Raw genomic sequence first — 19,096 nt, 5'->3', positions numbered from 1 at the left:
CGCCTCCGGCTCTTCGTGTTTCCTTTATCTCAGTTGGAGCGCTTCAGGCCATACGCCGCTGACCAAGGCGCTTGCGCTTTTATTTTTCCAAAATATTTTCATTAAAACAGTCAAACCCTATATTCAAGTAACGGATAATCAGGATAAGAAGTAGGTGATTTTAGGTGATTTCAATAAAAAGTGTCCGCAAGATTTATCCTTCCAAGCAAGGTGAACTTAAAGCAGTAGATGATGTAAACCTTGATATAAAAAATGGAGAGATCTTCGGTGTAATTGGTTATAGCGGTGCCGGAAAAAGTACATTGATCCGTATGTTAAATGGACTGGAGCTACCAACCGATGGAAGTGTCACAGTTGCCGGCCGGATCATTTCAAAAATTAAAGGCGCCGAACTGCGAAAAGCACGTCAGGAAATCAGTATGATTTTTCAGCACTTTAACTTGCTGTGGTCAAGGACAGTAAGCGAAAATATTGCTTTTCCACTTGAAATTGCAGGTGTTAAAGGACCTCAAAGAAAGAAAAGAGTCGAAGAGTTAGTAAAGTTGGTTGGCCTAGAAGGCAGGGAAAATGCATACCCCTCCCAGCTGAGCGGCGGACAAAAGCAGCGAGTTGGGATTGCCAGAGCACTCGCCAATAACCCTAAAGTACTCCTTTGTGACGAAGCGACCTCAGCACTGGATCCGCAAACGACCGATTCGATTTTAGAATTGTTAGTGGATATCAATAAGCGACTCGGGTTAACGATTGTCTTGATTACTCATGAAATGCATGTCATTCGTAAAATCTGTCACCGGGTAGCAGTGATGGAAAGCGGCCGAGTGGTTGAACTAGGTTCGGTTTTAGACGTGTTTAAACATCCCGAACAGCCGATTACAAAACGGTTTGTCCAACAGGTAACGGAACCGGAAGAAACGAAAGAAACAATTGAACATCTACTCGAACTTTATCCGCATGGCAAAGTGGTTCAACTCTCGTTCGTCGGGGAAGCAACAGAACAGCCATTAATTACAAACGTCATCCGGGATTTCGATGTGGTCGTAAATATTCTTCAAGGGAAGATTTCGCACACGCAAACCGGTTCATACGGAACATTATTTATCCATTTGGATGGTCAAGCTAGCGAAATACAGAAAGCCATTGATTATATTCACTCACAGCAAGTCGGCGTGGAGGTGATCAGTAATGGCTAACTTTATGGAATTGGTTAAGTGGGAGCAATTATTAGAGGCAACACGTGAAACCATTTATATGACTTCCATTTCTGTGCTTACAACATTTATTCTAGGATTACTCCTCGGTCTGCTGTTGTTTTTAACAGACAAAGGGAATATGTGGGCCAACAGGACTGTTAATGTCATTATTGCCGGATTTGTTAATATCTTTAGATCGATCCCATTTATTATCTTAATTGTTTTATTAATTCCTTTTACAAAATTATTGCTAGGGACGATGCTCGGTGCAAATGCAGCACTGCCAGCCCTCATTATTGGAGCCGCTCCTTTTTATGCACGAATGGTGGAAATTGCCCTTAGGGAAATTGATAAAGGTGTTATTGAGGCATCGCAATCAATGGGAGCAACGCATGGTCATATCATTTTTAAAGTATTAATTCCGGAATCCTTGCCGGCATTAATATCAGGGATTACAGTCACAGCTATTTCGCTAGTGGGCTTTACGGCGATGGCCGGAGTCATTGGAGCGGGTGGGCTTGGACATTTTGCCTATCTTGAAGGTTTTCAACGCAATCGACCGGTTGTCACGTTAGTAGCAACGATTGCGATTCTAATTTTAGTTTTTATTATCCAATTTATTGGAGATTATTTTACGAAAAAAACAGATAAACGATAACAGGGGGAATTAGAAGATGAAAAAAGTATTTAGTTTGATTGCAATTGCATTATTAGCCTTTGCCTTAACAGCTTGTGGTGGTGCTAAAAACGATACTGCAGACAAGGCAGGGAAAGATGGTAACAAGAAATTAGTCGTTGGTGCAACTGCTGTGCCGCATGCGGAAGTGCTGGAAGCGGCAAAACCTTTATTAAAGGAAAAAGGCATTGACCTAGAAATCCAAGTTTTCCAAGATTATATCCTGCCAAACGTAGCGCTAAGGGATAAAGAGCTCGATGCAAACTATTTTCAAACTCCAGGGTATTTAGACCTGCAAATGAAAGAAAATAAGGACTTTGATTTTGTAAGTGTTGGTGGAATTCATAAGGAACCAATCGGAATTTATTCTAAAAAATATAAAAGCCTTAAAGACCTTCCAAAAGGTGCAAAAATTATTATGAGTGATTCACTAAGTGACCACGGACGTATTTTACCTATTTTTGAAAAAGAAGGTTTAATTAAGCTTAAAGAAGGCGTTGGCGTAAATGCAAGAGTAGAGGATATTATTGAAAATCCAAAAAATCTTGATTTCTCCACTTTAATTGAAGCGAAATTATTAGCTTCTTCCTTCGATAGCGGTGAAGGTGATGCGGTCGTCATTAATACGAACTACGCATTAGAAGGCGGAATTGACATTGGAAAGTATGGAATTGCCTTTGAAGGCGATGACGTTGTACCGGCAAACCTTGTAGTCGTTCGTTCAGAGGACAAAAACCGAAAAGAAATCAAAACACTTGTAGAAGTCCTTCAATCAAAAGAAATTCAGGATTTCATTCAGGATAAATACAAAGGGGCCGTTGTATCGGTTTCTGAGTAATATATAAATAGGAAGAAAGGCAAAAGTCAGTGAACCCCTCACTGGCTTTTCCTATTTCTAAGGCAGCGTGATCCCACATACATGAATCCCGCGAATTGGGTAAAAATAGAAAAGATTTTACACTTTAATTCAGTTGGAAATGCCCAAAAAATGAGGTATGATTTTAAACGGGCACATTTTACATAAAGAACATTTGTCTGAATTTTCTTTAAAATTTCCTTCTTATTCTCATTTAGAGTTCTTTAAATGAAAATAGCAGCATTGTTTTTACTGTTTAGGAGTTGCTAATACATTTCATTTGTTATAAGATTGGAATGAGAATAAAATGAGAATAGAACATAGACCCAAATGGTCTATAAGATACAAAACTTTCTTTTCGGAGGTATAGATATGGCTGGATCAACTTTAACGATCAAAGATTTACATGTAGAAATTGATGGGAAAGAAATTTTAAAAGGGGTAAACCTTGAAATAAAGGGTGGAGAAATCCATGCAATCATGGGACCGAACGGTACTGGTAAATCCACGTTATCATCGGCCATCATGGGTCACCCAAAATATGAAGTAACGAGTGGTAACATCACTTTGGACGGACAAAATGTCCTTGAAATGGAAGTAGACGAGCGCGCGCGTGCAGGCCTATTCTTAGCAATGCAATATCCAAGTGAGATCAATGGCGTAACAAACGCTGACTTTTTACGTTCTGCCCTTAATAGCCGCCGGGGTGAAGGAAACGAGATTTCCCTTATGAAATTTATCCGTCAAATGGATAAACAAATGGAATTCCTTGAAATGGATCTTGATATGGCTCAGCGTTATTTAAACGAAGGCTTTTCAGGCGGAGAGAAAAAGCGTAACGAAATTTTACAATTGATGATGTTACAGCCTAAGATTGCTATTTTAGATGAAATCGACTCGGGACTCGACATCGATGCCCTTAAAGTTGTTTCAAAGGGAATTAATGAAATGCGCGGCGAAGAGTTCGGCTGCTTAGTGATCACTCACTATCAACGTCTTTTAGACTATATCACTCCTGACCATGTGCACGTTATGATGCAAGGCCGCATCGTGAAATCAGGCGGACCGGAACTGGCACAACGCTTAGAAGCAGAAGGATATGACTGGATCAAGCAAGAGCTCGGAATTGAAGATGAAACAGTTGGGCAAGAAGCGTAAGAGAGTGTTAGGAGGATTAAAATGACAACAGAAACAAAATTACCATTTGACAAAGGGTTTGTCACTTCTTTTTCAAAAGAAATGAACGAGCCTGCGTGGTTTGAAGAGTTTCGTCTAAAGGCATTAACGGATTTTGAACAATTGCCAATGCCTAGACCCGATAAAACGAAGATAGATAAATGGAATTTCACGCAATTCAATCAACATACGGTAAAAAGTGATGTCTATGCATCACTTGCGGAGCTTCCGGAACAAGTAAAGGCGTTAGTTGATCTCGATGCGGAAAAGATGAACCTATACATTCAACGAAATCAAACTCCTGCTTTTTTATCTTTATCTGAAGACCTAAAAAGCAATGGTGTTATTTTTACGGATATTTTTACAGCAGCTAGAGAGCACGGAGACCTCTTGAAAAAGTATTATATGACACAGGCTATTAACGTTGATGAACATCGTTTAACAGCTCTGCATGCAGCGCTCGTGAATGGCGGGGTATTCTTGTATGTTCCAAAAAATGTGGAAATTGTGGAACCAATTCAAGCCGTTTTCGTACATGATGATGCGGAAGCAAATCTGTTTAACCATGTAATTGTGGTTGCAGAAGACAATAGTTCAGTAACATACGTAGAAAACTATATTTCTACAATGGAAACATCAAATACATTAGTTAATATCTTGACTGAAGTCATTGCTAATGCGAATGCAAAAGTTCAATATGGCGCGGTAGATACATTGGCTAAAGGAGTTACCACGTATGTTAATCGCCGTGGTGTTGCTGGCCGGGATGCCAACATTGAATGGGCACTTGGTTTAATGAACGAGGGGGACACCATCTCGGAAAACACTACCAATTTACTTGGTGATGGTTCCAATGGTGATACCAAAACCGTTGTTGTCGGACGCGGTAATCAAACGCAAAACTTTACGACAAAAGTAGTTCATTTTGGTCGAAATTCTACCGGCAATATTTTAAATCACGGAGTAGTAAAGGAAAGTGCTACATCGATTTTTAACGGGATCGGAAAAATCGAGCACGGGGCATCTAAATCTGATGCGGAACAAACTTCACGTGTTCTAATCTTAAGTGAAAAAGCACGCGGTGATGCCAATCCAATTTTGTTAATTGAGGAAGATGATGTAATGGCTGGACACGCTGCCTCAGTAGGCCGTGTTGACCCACTCCAGTTGTATTATCTCATGAGCCGCGGGATTTCTAAAACAGAAGCTGAACGCTTAGTGATACATGGCTTCCTTGCACCAGTTGTGAAACAACTTCCGATTGAAGGAGTAAAGAAACAGCTGACTGAAGTAATTGAAAGGAAAGTACGCTAATGAATATCCAGGATATTCGTAAACAGTTTCCCATCCTTGATCAAGAAGTGAACGGCAACCCCCTCGTGTACTTAGACAGTTCGGCAACATCACAGAAGCCGCTCCAAGTCATCGAGGCAGTTGATAAATATTATCGTGAAATCAATTCCAATGTCCATCGCGGTGTGCATACGCTGGGAACAAGAGCAACAGATGCTTACGAAGGGGCACGGGAAAAGATCCGTAAGTTTATCAATGCGAAATCAACGCAAGAGGTAATTTTTACAAGAGGAACGACGACTTCGATTAATACGGTAGCAGCAAGCTATGCTGCCGCAAACTTAAAAGAAGGCGATGAAATTGTTATTACCTATATGGAGCACCATAGTAATATCATTCCGTGGCAGCAAGTGGCAAAACGGACTGGTGCCCAGTTAAAATATATCCCGCTCCAAGAGGACGGCACATTATCACTTGATGATGTCCGTGCTACAATCACTACAAATACAAAGATAGTATCAGTGATGCAAGTATCCAATGTACTAGGCGTTATTAATCCCGTGAAAGAAATTGCTCAAATTGCCCACGAACATGGGGCAATCATGGTGGTTGATGGTGCCCAAAGTGCTCCGCATATGAAAATAGATGTTCAAGATTTAGATTGTGATTTTCTTGCTTTTTCTGGCCACAAAATGTGCGGACCGACTGGCATTGGTGTTCTTTATGGGAAAAAACATCTGCTTGAAAATATGGAACCAATTGAATTTGGCGGTGAAATGATTGATTTCGTTCATTTGTACGAATCTACCTGGAAAGAGCTGCCATGGAAATTCGAAGCCGGTACACCGATTATTGCCGGAGCTGTTGGACTTGGAGCAGCCATCGACTTTTTAAATGAAGTCGGCTTAGACAATATTGCTGAGCATGAACATAAACTTGCTGCTTACGCTTTAGAAAAAATGGCAGCGGTAGAAGGTATGGCCATTTATGGATCGCTTGATGCAGCTAAGCGTGCAGGACTTATTACGTTTAATATTAATGATGTCCATCCGCACGATGTGGCAACTGTTTTAGATGCAGAAGGTATTGCGGTCCGCGCCGGACATCACTGTGCCCAGCCGTTAATGAGATGGCTGAAAGTTTCTGCAACAGCACGTGCAAGTTTCTATTTATACAATACAGAAGAGGATATTGATAAACTCGTTGAAGGGCTTGTCAAAACAAAGGAGTATTTCAGCGATGTCTTCTAATTTAGATGCACTTTACCGAAGAGTAATAATGGACCATTATAAAAAACCCCGTAATCGCGGTGTTTTGGAAGATGGCAGCCATACGATTAATATGAATAACCCAACCTGCGGCGACCGGATTCAATTAACCTTTAAAGTGGTCGATGGAATTGTCGAGGATGCCAGATTTGAGGGAGAAGGCTGTTCGATTTCCATGTCTTCCGCCTCAATGATGACACAGGCCATTAAAGGAAAAAAGGTCGATGATGCGATCAATTTAGCACATGTTTTTTCAGATATGATGCTAGGAAAAGAGCCTGACGATTCCATTGATTTAGGTGATATCGAAGCACTGCAGGGTGTTGCTAAATTTCCGGCCCGTATCAAATGCGCTACATTAGCATGGAAGGCAATGGAAAAAGGATTAAAGGAAGAGGAACAAAAATAAAATGAAAGCGGTGAAGACTGGGATGATAACCAGCTCCAGCGCCTAGCCCCTCGAGGTCACAAGCCAATCCGTCCAAAAGGTTAAAAAGCAACCTTCCGGCCGGCTCGTCTTGTGCTATGCCTGAGGCTGACCAAGGCGCTTCCGCTCCAAAAAGGAGGAATACGACGATGGCAAAAAAGATGCCTGAAATCGGTGATTATAAATATGGTTTTGCCGATAAAGACGTTTCCATATTCCGATCAAAACGTGGTTTAACACGTGAGATTGTCGAAGAAATTTCTAAAATGAAAAAAGAACCACAGTGGATGCTGGATTTTCGCTTGAAATCACTCGAAATTTTTTACAGCAAACCAATGCCGCAATGGGGCGGGGATTTAACCCCATTAAACTTTGATGAAATAACGTATTATGTTAAGCCGTCTGAAAAATCCGAGAAATCATGGGATGAAGTTCCGGAAGAAATTAAAGCTACTTTTGATAAACTCGGAATTCCTGAAGCAGAGCAAAAGTATCTTTCCGGGGTTTCTGCTCAATATGAATCAGAGGTTGTTTACCATAACATGAAAGAGGATCTCGAAGACTTAGGAATTGTCTTTAAGGATACCGACTCTGCTTTAAAGGAAAATGAAGATATTTTCCGCGAGCACTGGGCGAAAGTTATTCCGCCAACTGATAACAAATTTGCAGCGTTAAACTCTGCTGTTTGGTCTGGAGGATCTTTCATTTATGTGCCACCTGGTATTAAAGTGGACACTCCATTACAGGCCTATTTCCGAATTAACTCGGAAAATATGGGTCAATTTGAAAGAACATTGATTATCGTTGATGAAGGGGCAAGTGTACACTATGTAGAAGGCTGTACAGCACCAGTTTACACAACAAACTCCCTTCACAGCGCTGTTGTTGAAATTATCGTTAAAAAAGGCGGTTACTGCCGTTATACAACGATTCAAAACTGGGCAAACAACGTTTATAACCTTGTAACGAAGCGGACTGTCTGCGAAGCAAATGCGACAATGGAATGGGTCGACGGTAATATCGGTTCTAGGTTAACTATGAAATATCCGGCCGTTATTCTTAAGGGTGAGGGTGCCCGCGGCATGACATTATCGATTGCGATTGCCGGCAAAGGCCAAGTCCAAGATACAGGTTCTAAGATGATTCACTTAGCTCCAAATACATCATCGACCATTGTGTCTAAGTCCATTTCCAAGCATGGCGGAAAAGTAAACTATCGTGGTTTAGTGCATTTTGGCCGTAAAGCCGATGGTGCCCGTTCTAACATTGAGTGCGATACGTTAATTATGGATAATCTATCTACATCAGATACCATTCCATATAACGAAGTATTAAATAACAATATTTCACTTGAGCACGAAGCAAAGGTTTCGAAAGTATCTGAAGAGCAGCTTTTCTACTTGATGAGCCGCGGTATCTCTGAGCAGGAAGCAACAGAGATGATTGTTATGGGCTTCATCGAGCCGTTTACAAAGGAATTACCAATGGAATACGCCGTTGAGATGAATAGATTGATCAAGTTTGAGATGGAAGGCAGTATTGGTTAATCCTCTACAAACGTTTATGCACCAACGTTTGAGAGTCATTTATTAACCTAATAAAAAGCAGCCATGCCGATTTTGTGCCGACTCAAATTTAACATTTAGTATAGAAGGCGAACTTTTTAAGTTCGTCTTCTTCTATTTTTTCAGGATATTCAAAGCTAAATTAATATAGGAATAAAACCATTACAGCAGCAACTGCTGCAATGGTGGCTAAATCCATAATTCTTGAGGATTTTCTTCACACAACGGTATTTTTTAAAACTAAGCACCTTGTTTTTTATCTAATTTTTCATTATGCAAATCTTTAAGTATCAAAATCATCCTGTTTAATTCGGATGGTGTTAATTCATCGTAACGATCTAGTTCGTTTTTTAAATGTTCTATGGTCGGGTTGGACCTCTTATGGCCAGATAAAAAATAGGTGGAAATAGAGCTTGTTACCATCCCTATTAAACCTATTCCAAGCAACATAAGAATAGCTGCTATTACTCTACCCATTCCAGTTTCAGGTGATATATCACCATATCCAACAGTAGTAGCTGTTACCATGGACCACCAAAGAGCATCTTGGTAAGTTTTAATGGATGGCTCAAATAACTTAATTAATAACGATGATACTAGCATCACCACAAAAATAATGCCTAAAATTTTATCTAATCCATTCGTTTTTAAAATGGCGAAGAACGGTTTTGCGTGACGTTTTGACAAAAGAATAATTCTCACCAATCTAATTAACCTTGCCAAACGTGCAAGTTGGAATATATTGTCGAGTGGAATAATTGCAATTAGATCAAATGGATTTTCTTTAATAAACTTTATTTTATTTTCCGAACGAAATAATCTTATTAAAAAATCAAGCACAAAAATGCCCCATACTACCTTGTCTAAAAAGAAAAATTGCCTGCTATCTAACCAGATTGTTGAAACAGATAAGACAGCCATCGAAAACAAGATTATTTCATACAATATAGATGCTTTTTTCCCCATTCAATTATTTCTCCTTAAAAAAGACACCCAAACAAAACATACTTGTTCTAGGTATCTTAATCTTTCTCTTTGTTGCGTTCTTTTACTTTCTGCGCTACCCACTCGAAATGCCGTCTGATTTCATCTACATAATATCGGTGATAAAAATCATGGTGAGATTCCTTTTTTACCAACTATTCATTGTAGCTCCGAACTCTTTTACTTCCGGTGTCATAAATTCCATTTTAGATGCTTTCATTACACAGTCTGACATAGGTTCATCGTCATTAGGAACGAATTTTCCTGTCTCCACAGTATACATTGCTATCTTTTGATCACCTTGTTTAACATTTATGCTTACCGTTTTAGCACCTTTAGTGTCATTTTGTAGTAAAAAATCATAAGTTTGGTTTACTACATGCTGTGTGGCCAATCCAGGAGGGGTCTTTTTACTCATTGTTACAAACACAGTGATATGCTGATTTATATCTATAGCATTAGTAACTTCTACTTTTTCAGCATATTCAAACACAGATGTGTCTATGTTCTTTGATTTAGCTTCTTCTTTTTGATCTGTCTGTTCTTTGGCTTTCTTTTCCTCAGCAACTTTTCGTTCAGTTTCTTCTTTCGCTTTTTGTTCTTCTAGCTTTTTTTCTTCCTCTTCCTTTTTAGCTTCAGCCTTTTCTTCAGACTTTTTCTTTGCCACAGCTTCTTCTTTTGGTTGAGCTGCTTTTTCTTTCTTTTCTTGGGCTTCGGCTTTTTTCTTATCTTTCAATTCCTTCTTCTTAGAATCCTCTTTTTTATCCTCTATTTTAGCCGAGGTATTTTCTGATTCTGTTTGAGGCATAAGTGATCCGAAAATCATTGTAAGCACGAAACAACCAGCGGCAAAAATCATCATTTTCTTTGCCATTTTTGTTTTTTTGAACATGCTGATAAGAGCAAGAACGATAAAGAGAATGATCCCCAAAAAACTTAATACAGCAAGTGTTGTCCACATATTTTATCCCCCTTTGTATATTTTTTAGTATTTATGTATTGTACGAGTCTATTTTACAGATGTTTTCCAAAATAAGAAAGACAGTCCTTTTCCATTTTACCTCTGAAAAAATATTTCTAATTTTCTATTAATAAAATGTACAACTTTGTCATAAATCGGAATAGCACCACCAAGTATTTAATAAGACGTCAGCCGCCCTTAAGCTGATTGGGGGCTGGGTGAAGAGGAATGCTGGAAAAATTCAAGTTATATTCCGATACCCAAAGAAGAGAAAAAGCTGGTAGAGGTGAAGAAAGTTAAGGTCATTAATAAAGGGGGGAATTAAGTGTGCCCCAAAAACTACTCCTCTATCAGAATAGAAAATGGAATTTTGAAACTATGGAATTCTGTCTATAGGATAACAACTTTTTTCTCACCAAAATATGAAAGGGAGTGAGAAGTGATTGGAGTGCCTCGACTCCAATGTTCGAGAAGACAAAATTATTTACGATTGATGCCCACAACAAATTGACTGAAAGAAAACCAAGCAAGGATAAAAAGGAGTAAATAAAAGTCTCGGCACCAATAGAAAAAAGTCGTCAAAAATTCATGACGCAAGCATTCATAAACATAGATTTTATGCACTTTTATCATTTATATTCGTTTATACATAGTCGAAATGGAAGGATCCATCGGTTAATACGTTTGAAAAATTCACCCGCTTGCTGCGTTTGCAGGCGGGTTTTTGCTTTGGAGTGTGTTACTGTCGTTTGAGAAGTGCTTACTGTTGGATAGAGGCGGTTTACTGTCACATAAGGTTAGTTTACTATCGGATGGCCCTAGTTAACTGTCGGATAACGTCAGAATATTGTCGGATAGGATATATTTACTGTTGTATAGCAGCTAATTACTGTCGATAATACATATACACGATTAAAGAAACTTCGTCATTCGAAAAATCTGGCATCTTCTGAAAATGGTTATGCTATTATTAAATAATGGAGGTGAGTTTCTTGATTTATATTGGTGTAACCGGCTGGGGCGACCATGATAGCTTATACCCGAACCAAACTCCGCCACGAGATAAGCTTAAAGTATACGCAGGTCATTTCCCACTTGTAGAAGTGGACACGGCTTTTTACGCCATTCAGCCAACAAGAAATGCTGAAAAGTGGGTCAATGAAACGCCAGAGGGCTTCCAGTTTATCGTAAAAGCCTATCAGGGGATGACAGGCCACCAGCGCGGCGACATTCCTTTTGATACCAAACAAGCAATGTTTAATGCCTTTAAAGAGTCACTGGAACCATACATACAACATAATAAATTAGCCATGGTCTTATTTCAATTTCCACCATGGTTTGCCTGTAAACGTGAAAATGTTGATTACTTAAGATGGAGTAAAGTGGAGATGGGTGACATCCCTTGCGCCCTAGAGTTTAGGCATCAATCGTGGTTTGCACCGCAATATCGCCAACAAACACTTGATTTTATGAAAAAGGAAAAATGGATCCATAGCATTTGTGATGAGCCGCAATCCGGCGAAGGGTCAATTCCAACGGTACTCGAGGTAACCGCCCCACAAAATGTTCTTGTCAGATTTCACGGCCGCAATGTATATGGCTGGCAAAAGCGGACTGCTGAAAACTGGCGTGAGGTTCGCTACCTTTATCGCTATAATCAACAAGAGCTAGAAGAATGGTGCGAACGCATCCAACATTTAACCAAGGAATCCACAAACGTGTATCTCCTGTTTAACAACAATTCCGGGGGCGATGCGGCTGACAATGCGAAAGAAATGATGGAGCTTTTACAAATAGACTATGAGGGACTCGCTCCAAGGCAGCTAGATTTATTTAATTAAGACTGATATTAGAAGGTGTGAAAGCAAATGGAATGGATTATTTTAGTTTTAGTTGGGCTGGTTGCGAGCTCCATTGGTTCGCTGATCGGCATGGGTGGAGGAATCATTGTCGTTCCTGCCTTGTTATACTTGGCAACATTATCGACATTTAGCCACCTAACACCGCAGGTCGTGGTGGGTACTTCCCTATTTACGATGATTTTTACGGGGCTTTCCTCGACGTTATCCTATATGAAGCTTAAAACAGTCGATTATAAAAGTGGATTAATCTTTCTTATCGGCAGCGGACCTGGGAGTATTCTTGGTGCATGGGTAACGGAAAAATTGAACTTGCACTCGTTCAATATTTATTTTGGTATTTTTATTCTTTTTGTTTCGCTTGTAATGGTTGTCAAAGACAATTTAAAGCCGCTGCCATATCGGAAAGATAAGGGCATTGTTCGCAGCTATACCGACAATAGCGGCAAAACTTTTGAATATGGTTTTAGTCCAATCACCGCCATCATCATTTCCTTCATTGTTGGGTTTTTATCAGGAATTTTCGGGATTGGCGGCGGCTCGCTCATGGTACCAACCATGATTTTACTATTTTTCTTCCCGCCGCATGTGGCAACGGCCACGTCTATGTTCATGATTTTACCAACATCCATCTTAAGCTCCATCACCCATATTTCCTTAGGTAATGTGAATTGGCTTTATGCATTGGCGTTGATTCCTGGGGCATGGATTGGTGCAAAGGTCGGCGTATTTTTAAATTCAAAACTAAAGAGCAAAACGATTGTCATGATTATCAGAGTCATTCTTGTTGTAGTGGGTGTCCGTTTAATTTATCAAGGAATTTCAGGGTAAGGTTAAATGGAAACGATCTATATTTACCACACGAATGACGTTCACAGTCACTTGGAACATTGGCCACGGATCAGTCGCTTTTTAAAACAGAAAAAGGCCTCTCACCAACAGCAAGGAGAGGATGTCTTTCTCTTTGATATTGGTGATTTCCTCGATCGCTGGCATCCGTTAACAGAGGCAACAAAAGGACAAGGTAACATTACCCTATTAAATGAGTGCGAATATACGGCGGTTACGATTGGGAACAATGAGGGGGTTAACCTCGCCTATGAAGATCTAGACCGCCTATATGATCATGCTGCATTTGATGTACTGGTTGCCAACCTGTATAAAAAAAATGGCCTTTATCCGGATTGGGTTAAACCATATAAGATTTATCATACAAAAAAGGGAACCCGAATTGGTGTTATTGGACTCACGGCCCCGTTCACCATTCTATATGAATTGCTTGGCTGGAAGCTGACAGAACCGATTTCGGAGCTGAAAAAATGGCTTACGATAGTAAAAGAAGAATCAGACATCATCGTTTTGCTGTCCCATCTTGGTAAAAATGAGGATGAACGGATTGCTGTAGAATTTCCGGAAATTGATGTTATTTTAGGTGCCCATACGCACCACTTTTTTGAAAATGGAAAGCGAGTCGGTGATACACTGCTTGGGGCAGCCGGAAAGTATGGATACTATGTGGGTGAGATGACCATCACACTGACTGACCAAAAGGATGTAACCCAAAAAGAAGCTAATCTCTATGACTTTAACGACCTGCCGATTATTCAAAATGAACAGGGACAAATCCTTACTTTTTTAAACAAAGGGAAGGAGATGCTAAATCAACGGATAACTACACTTAGTGAGCCATTGGTTCACGCCCCCTTTAAGGAAACGAATTTTTCAAAATTGCTTTCCCGGACACTTAGAGAATGGTGCAGTGCGGACTGTGCCATGATTAATGCTGGGCTGTTGCTAGGTACATTGGCGGGGGAGGTCACCAATTACGATTTACTCGAGGTTTGTCCACACCCGATTAATCCATGTGTGATCGAATTAACGGGGATGGAATTACAAACCGTGCTACTCCAGACAAAAGACGAGGACTTACCGCACAAACAAATTAAAGGCCTTGGTTTTAGAGGTACAGTGTTAGGTGTATTTGTTTATGACGGTATTGACTTCGCTGAAAATACTATTTTTATTAATGACAGTAAAATTGAGTTTGAGAAAAACTATACATTAGCCCTGCCGGATATGTTTACCTTTGGTCATTTTTTCAAAGAGGTACTGCCTCAAAAGCAGAAGCGTTATTTTCTGCCAGAATTTTTGCGGGATTTATTAAAATGGAAGCTGCAGATGCCATCAAGCCCATACGCATAGTCCCTCATTATCATACTTTGATAGTGAGGAAAGGAGTGTGGGACCCTTTGATTGAGCTTTCACCAATTGAAATTGACGGCCATACTTTTTTGGCTGTTACGGTATTACTTCCAAAAACCACCCTTTTAACAGTGTCTAATGATAAAGGATATATTATGTGCGGTGCTTTAGATGTTAGCCTATTAAATGAAAAATTAAAGGATCGCCAAATCATTGCCGGCCGCGCCGTTGGAGTCAGAACGATTGATCAACTCCTAAATGCCCCGTTGGAGTCAGTAACATGGGAGGCGGAGGAATTAGGAATTCATCAAGGAATGATTGGCAAAGATGCGCTGTTAAAAATGGTGTAAAAGCTTGCTAAAGATTAGCAAGCTTTTTTTTGGGCTAGTTCCCCTTTTACAAGCATACATTTAGCTTGAAGGGGGGATTTCTTTGGCAAAATTCCGACGACGGCGGTTTTTCAAGCGGGGGCCGTTGCCATTCCGATATGTGATGCTTCTGACATTCGTCTTTTTTCTTTTCTCAACCGCTACAGGTTTGGTACTCGTTAACAAAGGAATCGAGCCAGCCTTAATGAGATATGCTGAATCGGAAACCCGTAATATAGCTTCTCTTGTCATTAATAGAGCCATTACCAAACGGACTACCAATGTGGGGGAAAATAATCAGGTTATTAAAATAACGGAAAGCAGTGATGGAAAAAAGCAAAACGCCGAGTTGAATACAGACTTAATCAATCGGGTATTGGCGGAAACCACTGCCCAAATTCAAAAGAATTTAAAAACAGCGAAGAAGGGGGATATTGCCTTATTAGAATCAGATGTTGAAATTGAAATAGAAAATACCGGAAAAGAGGATGGAATTGTCTGGTATGTGCCATTAGGCCAGGCCACCAATATTTCATTATTGGGGAATATAGGACCAAAAATTCCGGTAAAATTCCATGCGATTGGTGAAGTGGAGCCGGATGTTCATATTATACCAAAAGAAATGGGGATCAATAGTGTCTGGATCCAGGTCTCTGTTGAAATCGAGGTATCTGTTCAAATTATCACTCCGTTTGCAACAAAAATCACGAAGTTAAAACAAAGCATTCCGGTTGGTGGGCGATTGGTAGAAGGAGAAGTTCCGCAATTTTATAATAGCGGTGGCGGGATAACACCATCCATTCAACTTCCTGAAAAGAAAACTGAAACAAAAAAATCAGGAAATTAATAGGACTATCCTTCGAGGACAGTCCTATTTCCGTTTTATATTCATCCTCTCAAGCCGCTTCCATTTGGCCAGATGCGGGTAGGGGTCAAATGACCATTCGCTGATCCCATTGTCTTTGTACATCCCATAATGTAAATGGGGTGGGAATTTCCCTGAGGTTCCGGGAGGGCCGTAACCGGAGCTGCCAACACCGCCAATAACCATGCCAGGTTCGACAATTTGTCCCACACGTAAATCTTTGGCAAAACCACTTAAGTGTGCAAAGTAATGATATGTGTTATTAATGTCCCGGATCCCGATTCTCCAACCGCCAAACTTATTCCAGCCTTTCATTTCAATGATCCCATAGTTTGTGGCCCGTACAGGTACACCATAGCCGGCAAAAATATCGGTTCCTTCATGGATTCTTCTTCCGCCCCAGCCCCGGGCATCCCCCCAGGTGCTGCGGTAGCTGTGATTGCTGTAAAGAGGAACGGGGAAAACTTGTTTATCTAAATCAAGCCGGCCAAAATGACGATAAATTTTAGCCTTTCCTGTAATTATTTTTACCGATTTATCGCGCTGATAGTAATTCCATAACCCAATTTTTATATTATCATGATCCACTCCGTATGAAAGAAGATAATTGGCGAACGTATATAAAACATCCTCATCACTTTTTAAGCTTGCTTTTCCATCCCCATCCCCATCAACACCAATTCCATTAAAAAATTGAATAATGGCAGGATTTTCTTCAGAGAAATTAGGATTCGTTACCCCTGCCCATTGTTCTGGTTTGTAATAAATAGAAATGGTACTTTCCGGTTTTGGTAAATCGCGGCGGGCAAAACGGATACTTCTTTCGTATTGATCAATGGCCGCTAAATAATACCAAGGAATTTGGGTAATCGTTTCAACTTTTTTGTACAGGTTCATTCTTTCCTGGTAGGGATTCGGTTCTTCTTTTGCATAAGCATCCCTGGCAGACAAAGTAGAGGTAATAAGTAGTATAAGGATAGTTCCTATAATGAGAATAGCCCGCAACAGGAATCCTCCTTCCAATTAATGTACAAGGTTAGTTTATGATGATTAGGCTTTTTCATTAGGGTTAATAATTGGTAATCTAAAAAGGAAGTAAAAGATGAGGTTTGGCGGAATCGGTGCTTAGTTTGGCGGAAATCCGCCTCAAGTTGGCGGAAATCCGCCTCAAGTTGGCGGAATCCTAATAAAAGGGTAGAACCGCTTTGAAATTGCTTGTTTGCTTGTCGTTCCAAGCCCAGTATGATAAAGTGACATCATACATAATTGGTTTTAAGGGGTGCAAAGCATGAGCAAAAAAGAAGAAATTTTACGTAAGCCGGAGTGGCTAAAAATAAAGCTGAACACGAATGAGTCTTATACGGGCTTAAAGAAAATGATGCGGGAGAAAAATCTTCATACCGTTTGTGAAGAGGCCCGCTGCCCAAATATTCACGAATGCTGGGCTGAAAGACGGACCGCAACCTTTATGATTCTCGGCGATACTTGCACACGTGCCTGCCGCTTCTGTGCCGTTAAAACGGGTCTTCCAACAGAACTTGACTGGCAAGAGCCGGAAAGAGTGGCTGATTCCGTTCAATTGATGAACTTAAAGCATGTGGTTGTGACAGCAGTAGCCCGTGATGATCTAAAAGATGGCGGTGCCGCAGTGTTTGCCGAAACGGTACGTGCGATTCGCCGGAAAAATCCATTTACAAGTATCGAGGTACTTCCTTCAGATATGGGCGGTAAGGAAGAAAATTTAAAAGTGTTAATGGATGCTAAACCAGATATCTTAAATCATAATATAGAAACAACTAAACGATTAACTCCAAGAGTAAGAGCTCGTGCGAAATACGATCGTTCTCTCGAGTTTCTCCGCCGTGCGAAAGAAATGGAGCCAAGCATTCCAACCAAATCAAGCTTAATGATTGGCCTTGGTGAAACAAAAGAGGAAATTTTGGAAGTGATGGATGATTTACGGGCTAACAACGTTGATATCATGACGATTGGCCAATATCTGCAGCCGACAAGAAGTCATTTAAAGGTAGAAAAATATTACAGCCCTGATGAATTTGCAGAATTGCAGCAAATTGCAATGAGTAAAGGCTTTAGCCACTGTCAAGCAGGCCCGCTTGTTCGCTCATCCTATCATGCTGATGAACAAGTTAATGCCGCTGCAAAGCATAAGCAATTGCTTGGGGAAAAAGAAGCAAAGGAAGCGTAATAAAAAGAGTTCACCCCTTATTAAAAAAGGGGTGAACTCTTTCTTTTAGCGATTCCGATTAGTATTAGTCTTATGGTCATCCGGTGTTAGACCATTTTCATTTTCACTTGCATTCACCCGCGACCCTTGCGGAGATTTTTTCATTTGCGTAATGAGCCCGTTAACTAAATTGCGGGCATTCCTGCTGTTTGAATCAGTGTTAGCTAAGTTCTCCACATCACGCATCAATACTTTATTATCTGTGACATAAACGTGGTAATATCTAGGCACAACCGCCATTGCGGTTTGTTTTACTTGGTCAGCAGTTAGGTTGCGGTCTTTAGAATTGGTATCATAGGCAATTAACACTTCTTGGTCTGTGACTAGTGTTGCCACGTCATTTACATTGGGAATGCTTGTACTTTGTTTGCTAATAATGTTAGCAACTTGCTCACGGTCAAGGGCTGCGTAATGATTATTTGCTTTATTATCATTCATCACAGGACTCTTTTGGTGACGGACAAAGCCATAATTGTTGCTGACATTACGAATTCCTCTGCTCGCACCTTCATTGTAGAGCTCATGTCTTTTATTATTAACGTTAATGGTATTTCCGCTTTCTTCATAAATATCTTGGTTTGCATTATCCTTGGTGCATCCCGTTAACACAGTTATGGTACATAATCCAGCGATTAGGATCAATTTTTTCATTTCAACACCTCCTTTTATTAGAATAGCCAAAGGAAGGATTTTTTTTCTTAGTAATTGATGGGGAATCGGTTATAATGGATATTAGGTAATTGCTGGGTTAAACGAGGTGAGTTAAAATGATTGTTATCAACAATACGGCATATGAAATTTTGCAGGAATATCGAGATGGATATAATGAAGAAGCCTTTAAAGCCAGGTATAGTGATATTTTAACAAGGTATGATTATATTGTTGGTGATTGGGGTTATGGGCAGCTGCGCCTAAAAGGATTTTTCGACGATCAAAACCAAAAGGCTACATTTGATACAAAAATTAGCACACTAAGTGAGTACTTATATGAATACTGCAATTTTGGCTGTGCTTATTTTGTATTAAAAAGAGTAAAAAAATGAGAAGGATCAGGAAACCCTGACCCTTCTTTTTTGTCTAGCTCCAGCGCCCTAGCGGCTAGTGTCCTTCGCTCTCCGCCCTACGATAAGTCAACATCGAATCGCCTCCGGCTCTTCGTGT

Annotated in this window: 19 protein-coding genes; 15 read left to right on the top strand and 4 right to left on the bottom strand. The window is 40.2% G+C overall.

Annotation, left to right across the window (positions count from 1 at the left end; all coding sequences use genetic code 11):
* Positions 1-164 precede the first annotated feature (164 nt).
* The 8 genes from BABA_RS24260 to sufB all read left to right on the top strand — a co-directional run bounded on the left by BABA_RS24260 (position 165) and on the right by sufB (position 8,433).
* A complete protein-coding gene (locus BABA_RS24260) occupies positions 165-1,190 on the top strand; it encodes a methionine ABC transporter ATP-binding protein (RefSeq protein ID WP_007087922.1) in 1,026 nt (341 codons plus the stop codon).
* Positions 1,183-1,848 (top strand): methionine ABC transporter permease, encoded by a 666-nt coding sequence (locus tag BABA_RS24255; protein WP_007087921.1) that lies wholly within the window; start codon positions 1,183-1,185, stop codon positions 1,846-1,848. The genes BABA_RS24260 and BABA_RS24255 overlap by 8 nt, the downstream gene beginning before the upstream one ends.
* Before the next feature lie 16 nt (positions 1,849-1,864).
* Positions 1,865-2,704 carry a MetQ/NlpA family ABC transporter substrate-binding protein gene (locus BABA_RS24250; protein WP_007087920.1) on the top strand — a complete coding sequence of 280 codons (840 nt, stop codon included), beginning with the start codon at positions 1,865-1,867 and terminating at the stop codon, positions 2,702-2,704.
* A gap of 390 nt (positions 2,705-3,094) precedes the next feature.
* Positions 3,095-3,880 (top strand): Fe-S cluster assembly ATPase SufC, encoded by a 786-nt coding sequence (gene sufC, locus BABA_RS24245; RefSeq protein ID WP_007087919.1) that lies wholly within the window; start codon positions 3,095-3,097, stop codon positions 3,878-3,880.
* Between the two features lie 21 nt (positions 3,881-3,901).
* Positions 3,902-5,212 carry a Fe-S cluster assembly protein SufD gene (gene sufD / locus BABA_RS24240; protein ID WP_007087918.1) on the top strand — a complete coding sequence of 437 codons (1,311 nt, stop codon included), beginning with the start codon at positions 3,902-3,904 and terminating at the stop codon, positions 5,210-5,212.
* Positions 5,212-6,441: a cysteine desulfurase gene (locus BABA_RS24235; protein WP_007087917.1), complete on the top strand. Its 1,230-nt coding sequence runs from the start codon at positions 5,212-5,214 to the stop codon at positions 6,439-6,441. The genes sufD and BABA_RS24235 overlap by 1 nt, the downstream gene beginning before the upstream one ends.
* Positions 6,431-6,868: a Fe-S cluster assembly sulfur transfer protein SufU gene (sufU, locus tag BABA_RS24230; RefSeq protein WP_007087916.1), complete on the top strand. Its 438-nt coding sequence runs from the start codon at positions 6,431-6,433 to the stop codon at positions 6,866-6,868. The genes BABA_RS24235 and sufU overlap by 11 nt, the downstream gene beginning before the upstream one ends.
* Positions 6,869-7,035: 167 nt before the next feature.
* A complete protein-coding gene (gene sufB, locus BABA_RS24225) occupies positions 7,036-8,433 on the top strand; it encodes a Fe-S cluster assembly protein SufB (RefSeq protein ID WP_007087915.1) in 1,398 nt (465 codons plus the stop codon).
* A 258-nt stretch (positions 8,434-8,691) separates the two neighbouring features.
* Here the strand turns inward: sufB and BABA_RS24220 are convergent, their stop codons facing one another.
* Positions 8,692-9,417 (bottom strand): potassium channel family protein, encoded by a 726-nt coding sequence (locus BABA_RS24220; protein ID WP_007087914.1) that lies wholly within the window; start codon positions 9,415-9,417, stop codon positions 8,692-8,694.
* Between the two features lie 166 nt (positions 9,418-9,583).
* On the bottom strand, positions 9,584-10,396 hold the full coding sequence (locus BABA_RS24215) for a hypothetical protein (protein WP_007087913.1): 813 nt from the start codon (positions 10,394-10,396) through the stop codon (positions 9,584-9,586).
* 992 nt (positions 10,397-11,388) lie between these two features.
* Between BABA_RS24215 and BABA_RS24210 the strand changes: the two genes are divergently transcribed.
* The 5 genes from BABA_RS24210 to yunB all read left to right on the top strand — a co-directional run bounded on the left by BABA_RS24210 (position 11,389) and on the right by yunB (position 15,672).
* The gene (locus BABA_RS24210; RefSeq protein ID WP_007087912.1) at positions 11,389-12,237 is read left to right on the top strand and encodes a DUF72 domain-containing protein; all 849 of its coding nucleotides are present in this window, start codon (positions 11,389-11,391) and stop codon (positions 12,235-12,237) included.
* A gap of 27 nt (positions 12,238-12,264) precedes the next feature.
* Positions 12,265-13,086 (top strand): sulfite exporter TauE/SafE family protein, encoded by an 822-nt coding sequence (locus tag BABA_RS24205; RefSeq protein WP_007087911.1) that lies wholly within the window; start codon positions 12,265-12,267, stop codon positions 13,084-13,086.
* Between the two features lie 6 nt (positions 13,087-13,092).
* Positions 13,093-14,457 carry a bifunctional metallophosphatase/5'-nucleotidase gene (locus tag BABA_RS24200; RefSeq protein ID WP_007087910.1) on the top strand — a complete coding sequence of 455 codons (1,365 nt, stop codon included), beginning with the start codon at positions 13,093-13,095 and terminating at the stop codon, positions 14,455-14,457.
* A 47-nt stretch (positions 14,458-14,504) separates the two neighbouring features.
* Positions 14,505-14,807: a YunC family protein gene (locus tag BABA_RS24195; protein ID WP_007087909.1), complete on the top strand. Its 303-nt coding sequence runs from the start codon at positions 14,505-14,507 to the stop codon at positions 14,805-14,807.
* An 82-nt stretch (positions 14,808-14,889) separates the two neighbouring features.
* Entirely contained in the window at positions 14,890-15,672 is a 783-nt protein-coding gene (gene yunB, locus BABA_RS24190) for a sporulation protein YunB (protein ID WP_007087908.1), read from the top strand.
* Positions 15,673-15,696: 24 nt separating this feature from the next.
* Here yunB and BABA_RS24185 read toward each other — a convergent pair whose 3' ends face one another.
* Complete coding sequence (locus tag BABA_RS24185; RefSeq protein ID WP_235749796.1) at positions 15,697-16,653, bottom strand: M23 family metallopeptidase; 957 nt, start codon at positions 16,651-16,653, stop codon at positions 15,697-15,699.
* A 325-nt stretch (positions 16,654-16,978) separates the two neighbouring features.
* Between BABA_RS24185 and lipA the strand changes: the two genes are divergently transcribed.
* Complete coding sequence (gene lipA, locus BABA_RS24180; RefSeq protein ID WP_007087906.1) at positions 16,979-17,896, top strand: lipoyl synthase; 918 nt, start codon at positions 16,979-16,981, stop codon at positions 17,894-17,896.
* A gap of 45 nt (positions 17,897-17,941) precedes the next feature.
* Here the strand turns inward: lipA and BABA_RS24175 are convergent, their stop codons facing one another.
* Positions 17,942-18,586 carry a YhcN/YlaJ family sporulation lipoprotein gene (locus BABA_RS24175; RefSeq protein WP_007087905.1) on the bottom strand — a complete coding sequence of 215 codons (645 nt, stop codon included), beginning with the start codon at positions 18,584-18,586 and terminating at the stop codon, positions 17,942-17,944.
* Between the two features lie 116 nt (positions 18,587-18,702).
* Between BABA_RS24175 and BABA_RS24170 the strand changes: the two genes are divergently transcribed.
* The gene (locus BABA_RS24170; protein WP_007087904.1) at positions 18,703-18,978 is read left to right on the top strand and encodes a YutD family protein; all 276 of its coding nucleotides are present in this window, start codon (positions 18,703-18,705) and stop codon (positions 18,976-18,978) included.
* The last annotated feature ends 118 nt before the right edge of the window (positions 18,979-19,096 follow it).

The sequence above is a fragment of the Neobacillus bataviensis LMG 21833 genome, assembly GCF_000307875.1.
In the GTDB taxonomy this organism is placed as follows: Bacteria; Bacillota; Bacilli; order Bacillales; family Cytobacillaceae; genus Neobacillus; species Neobacillus bataviensis.
Note: the sequence above shows the minus strand (reverse complement) of the source record. Positions and strands in the feature narration are given on the sequence as shown.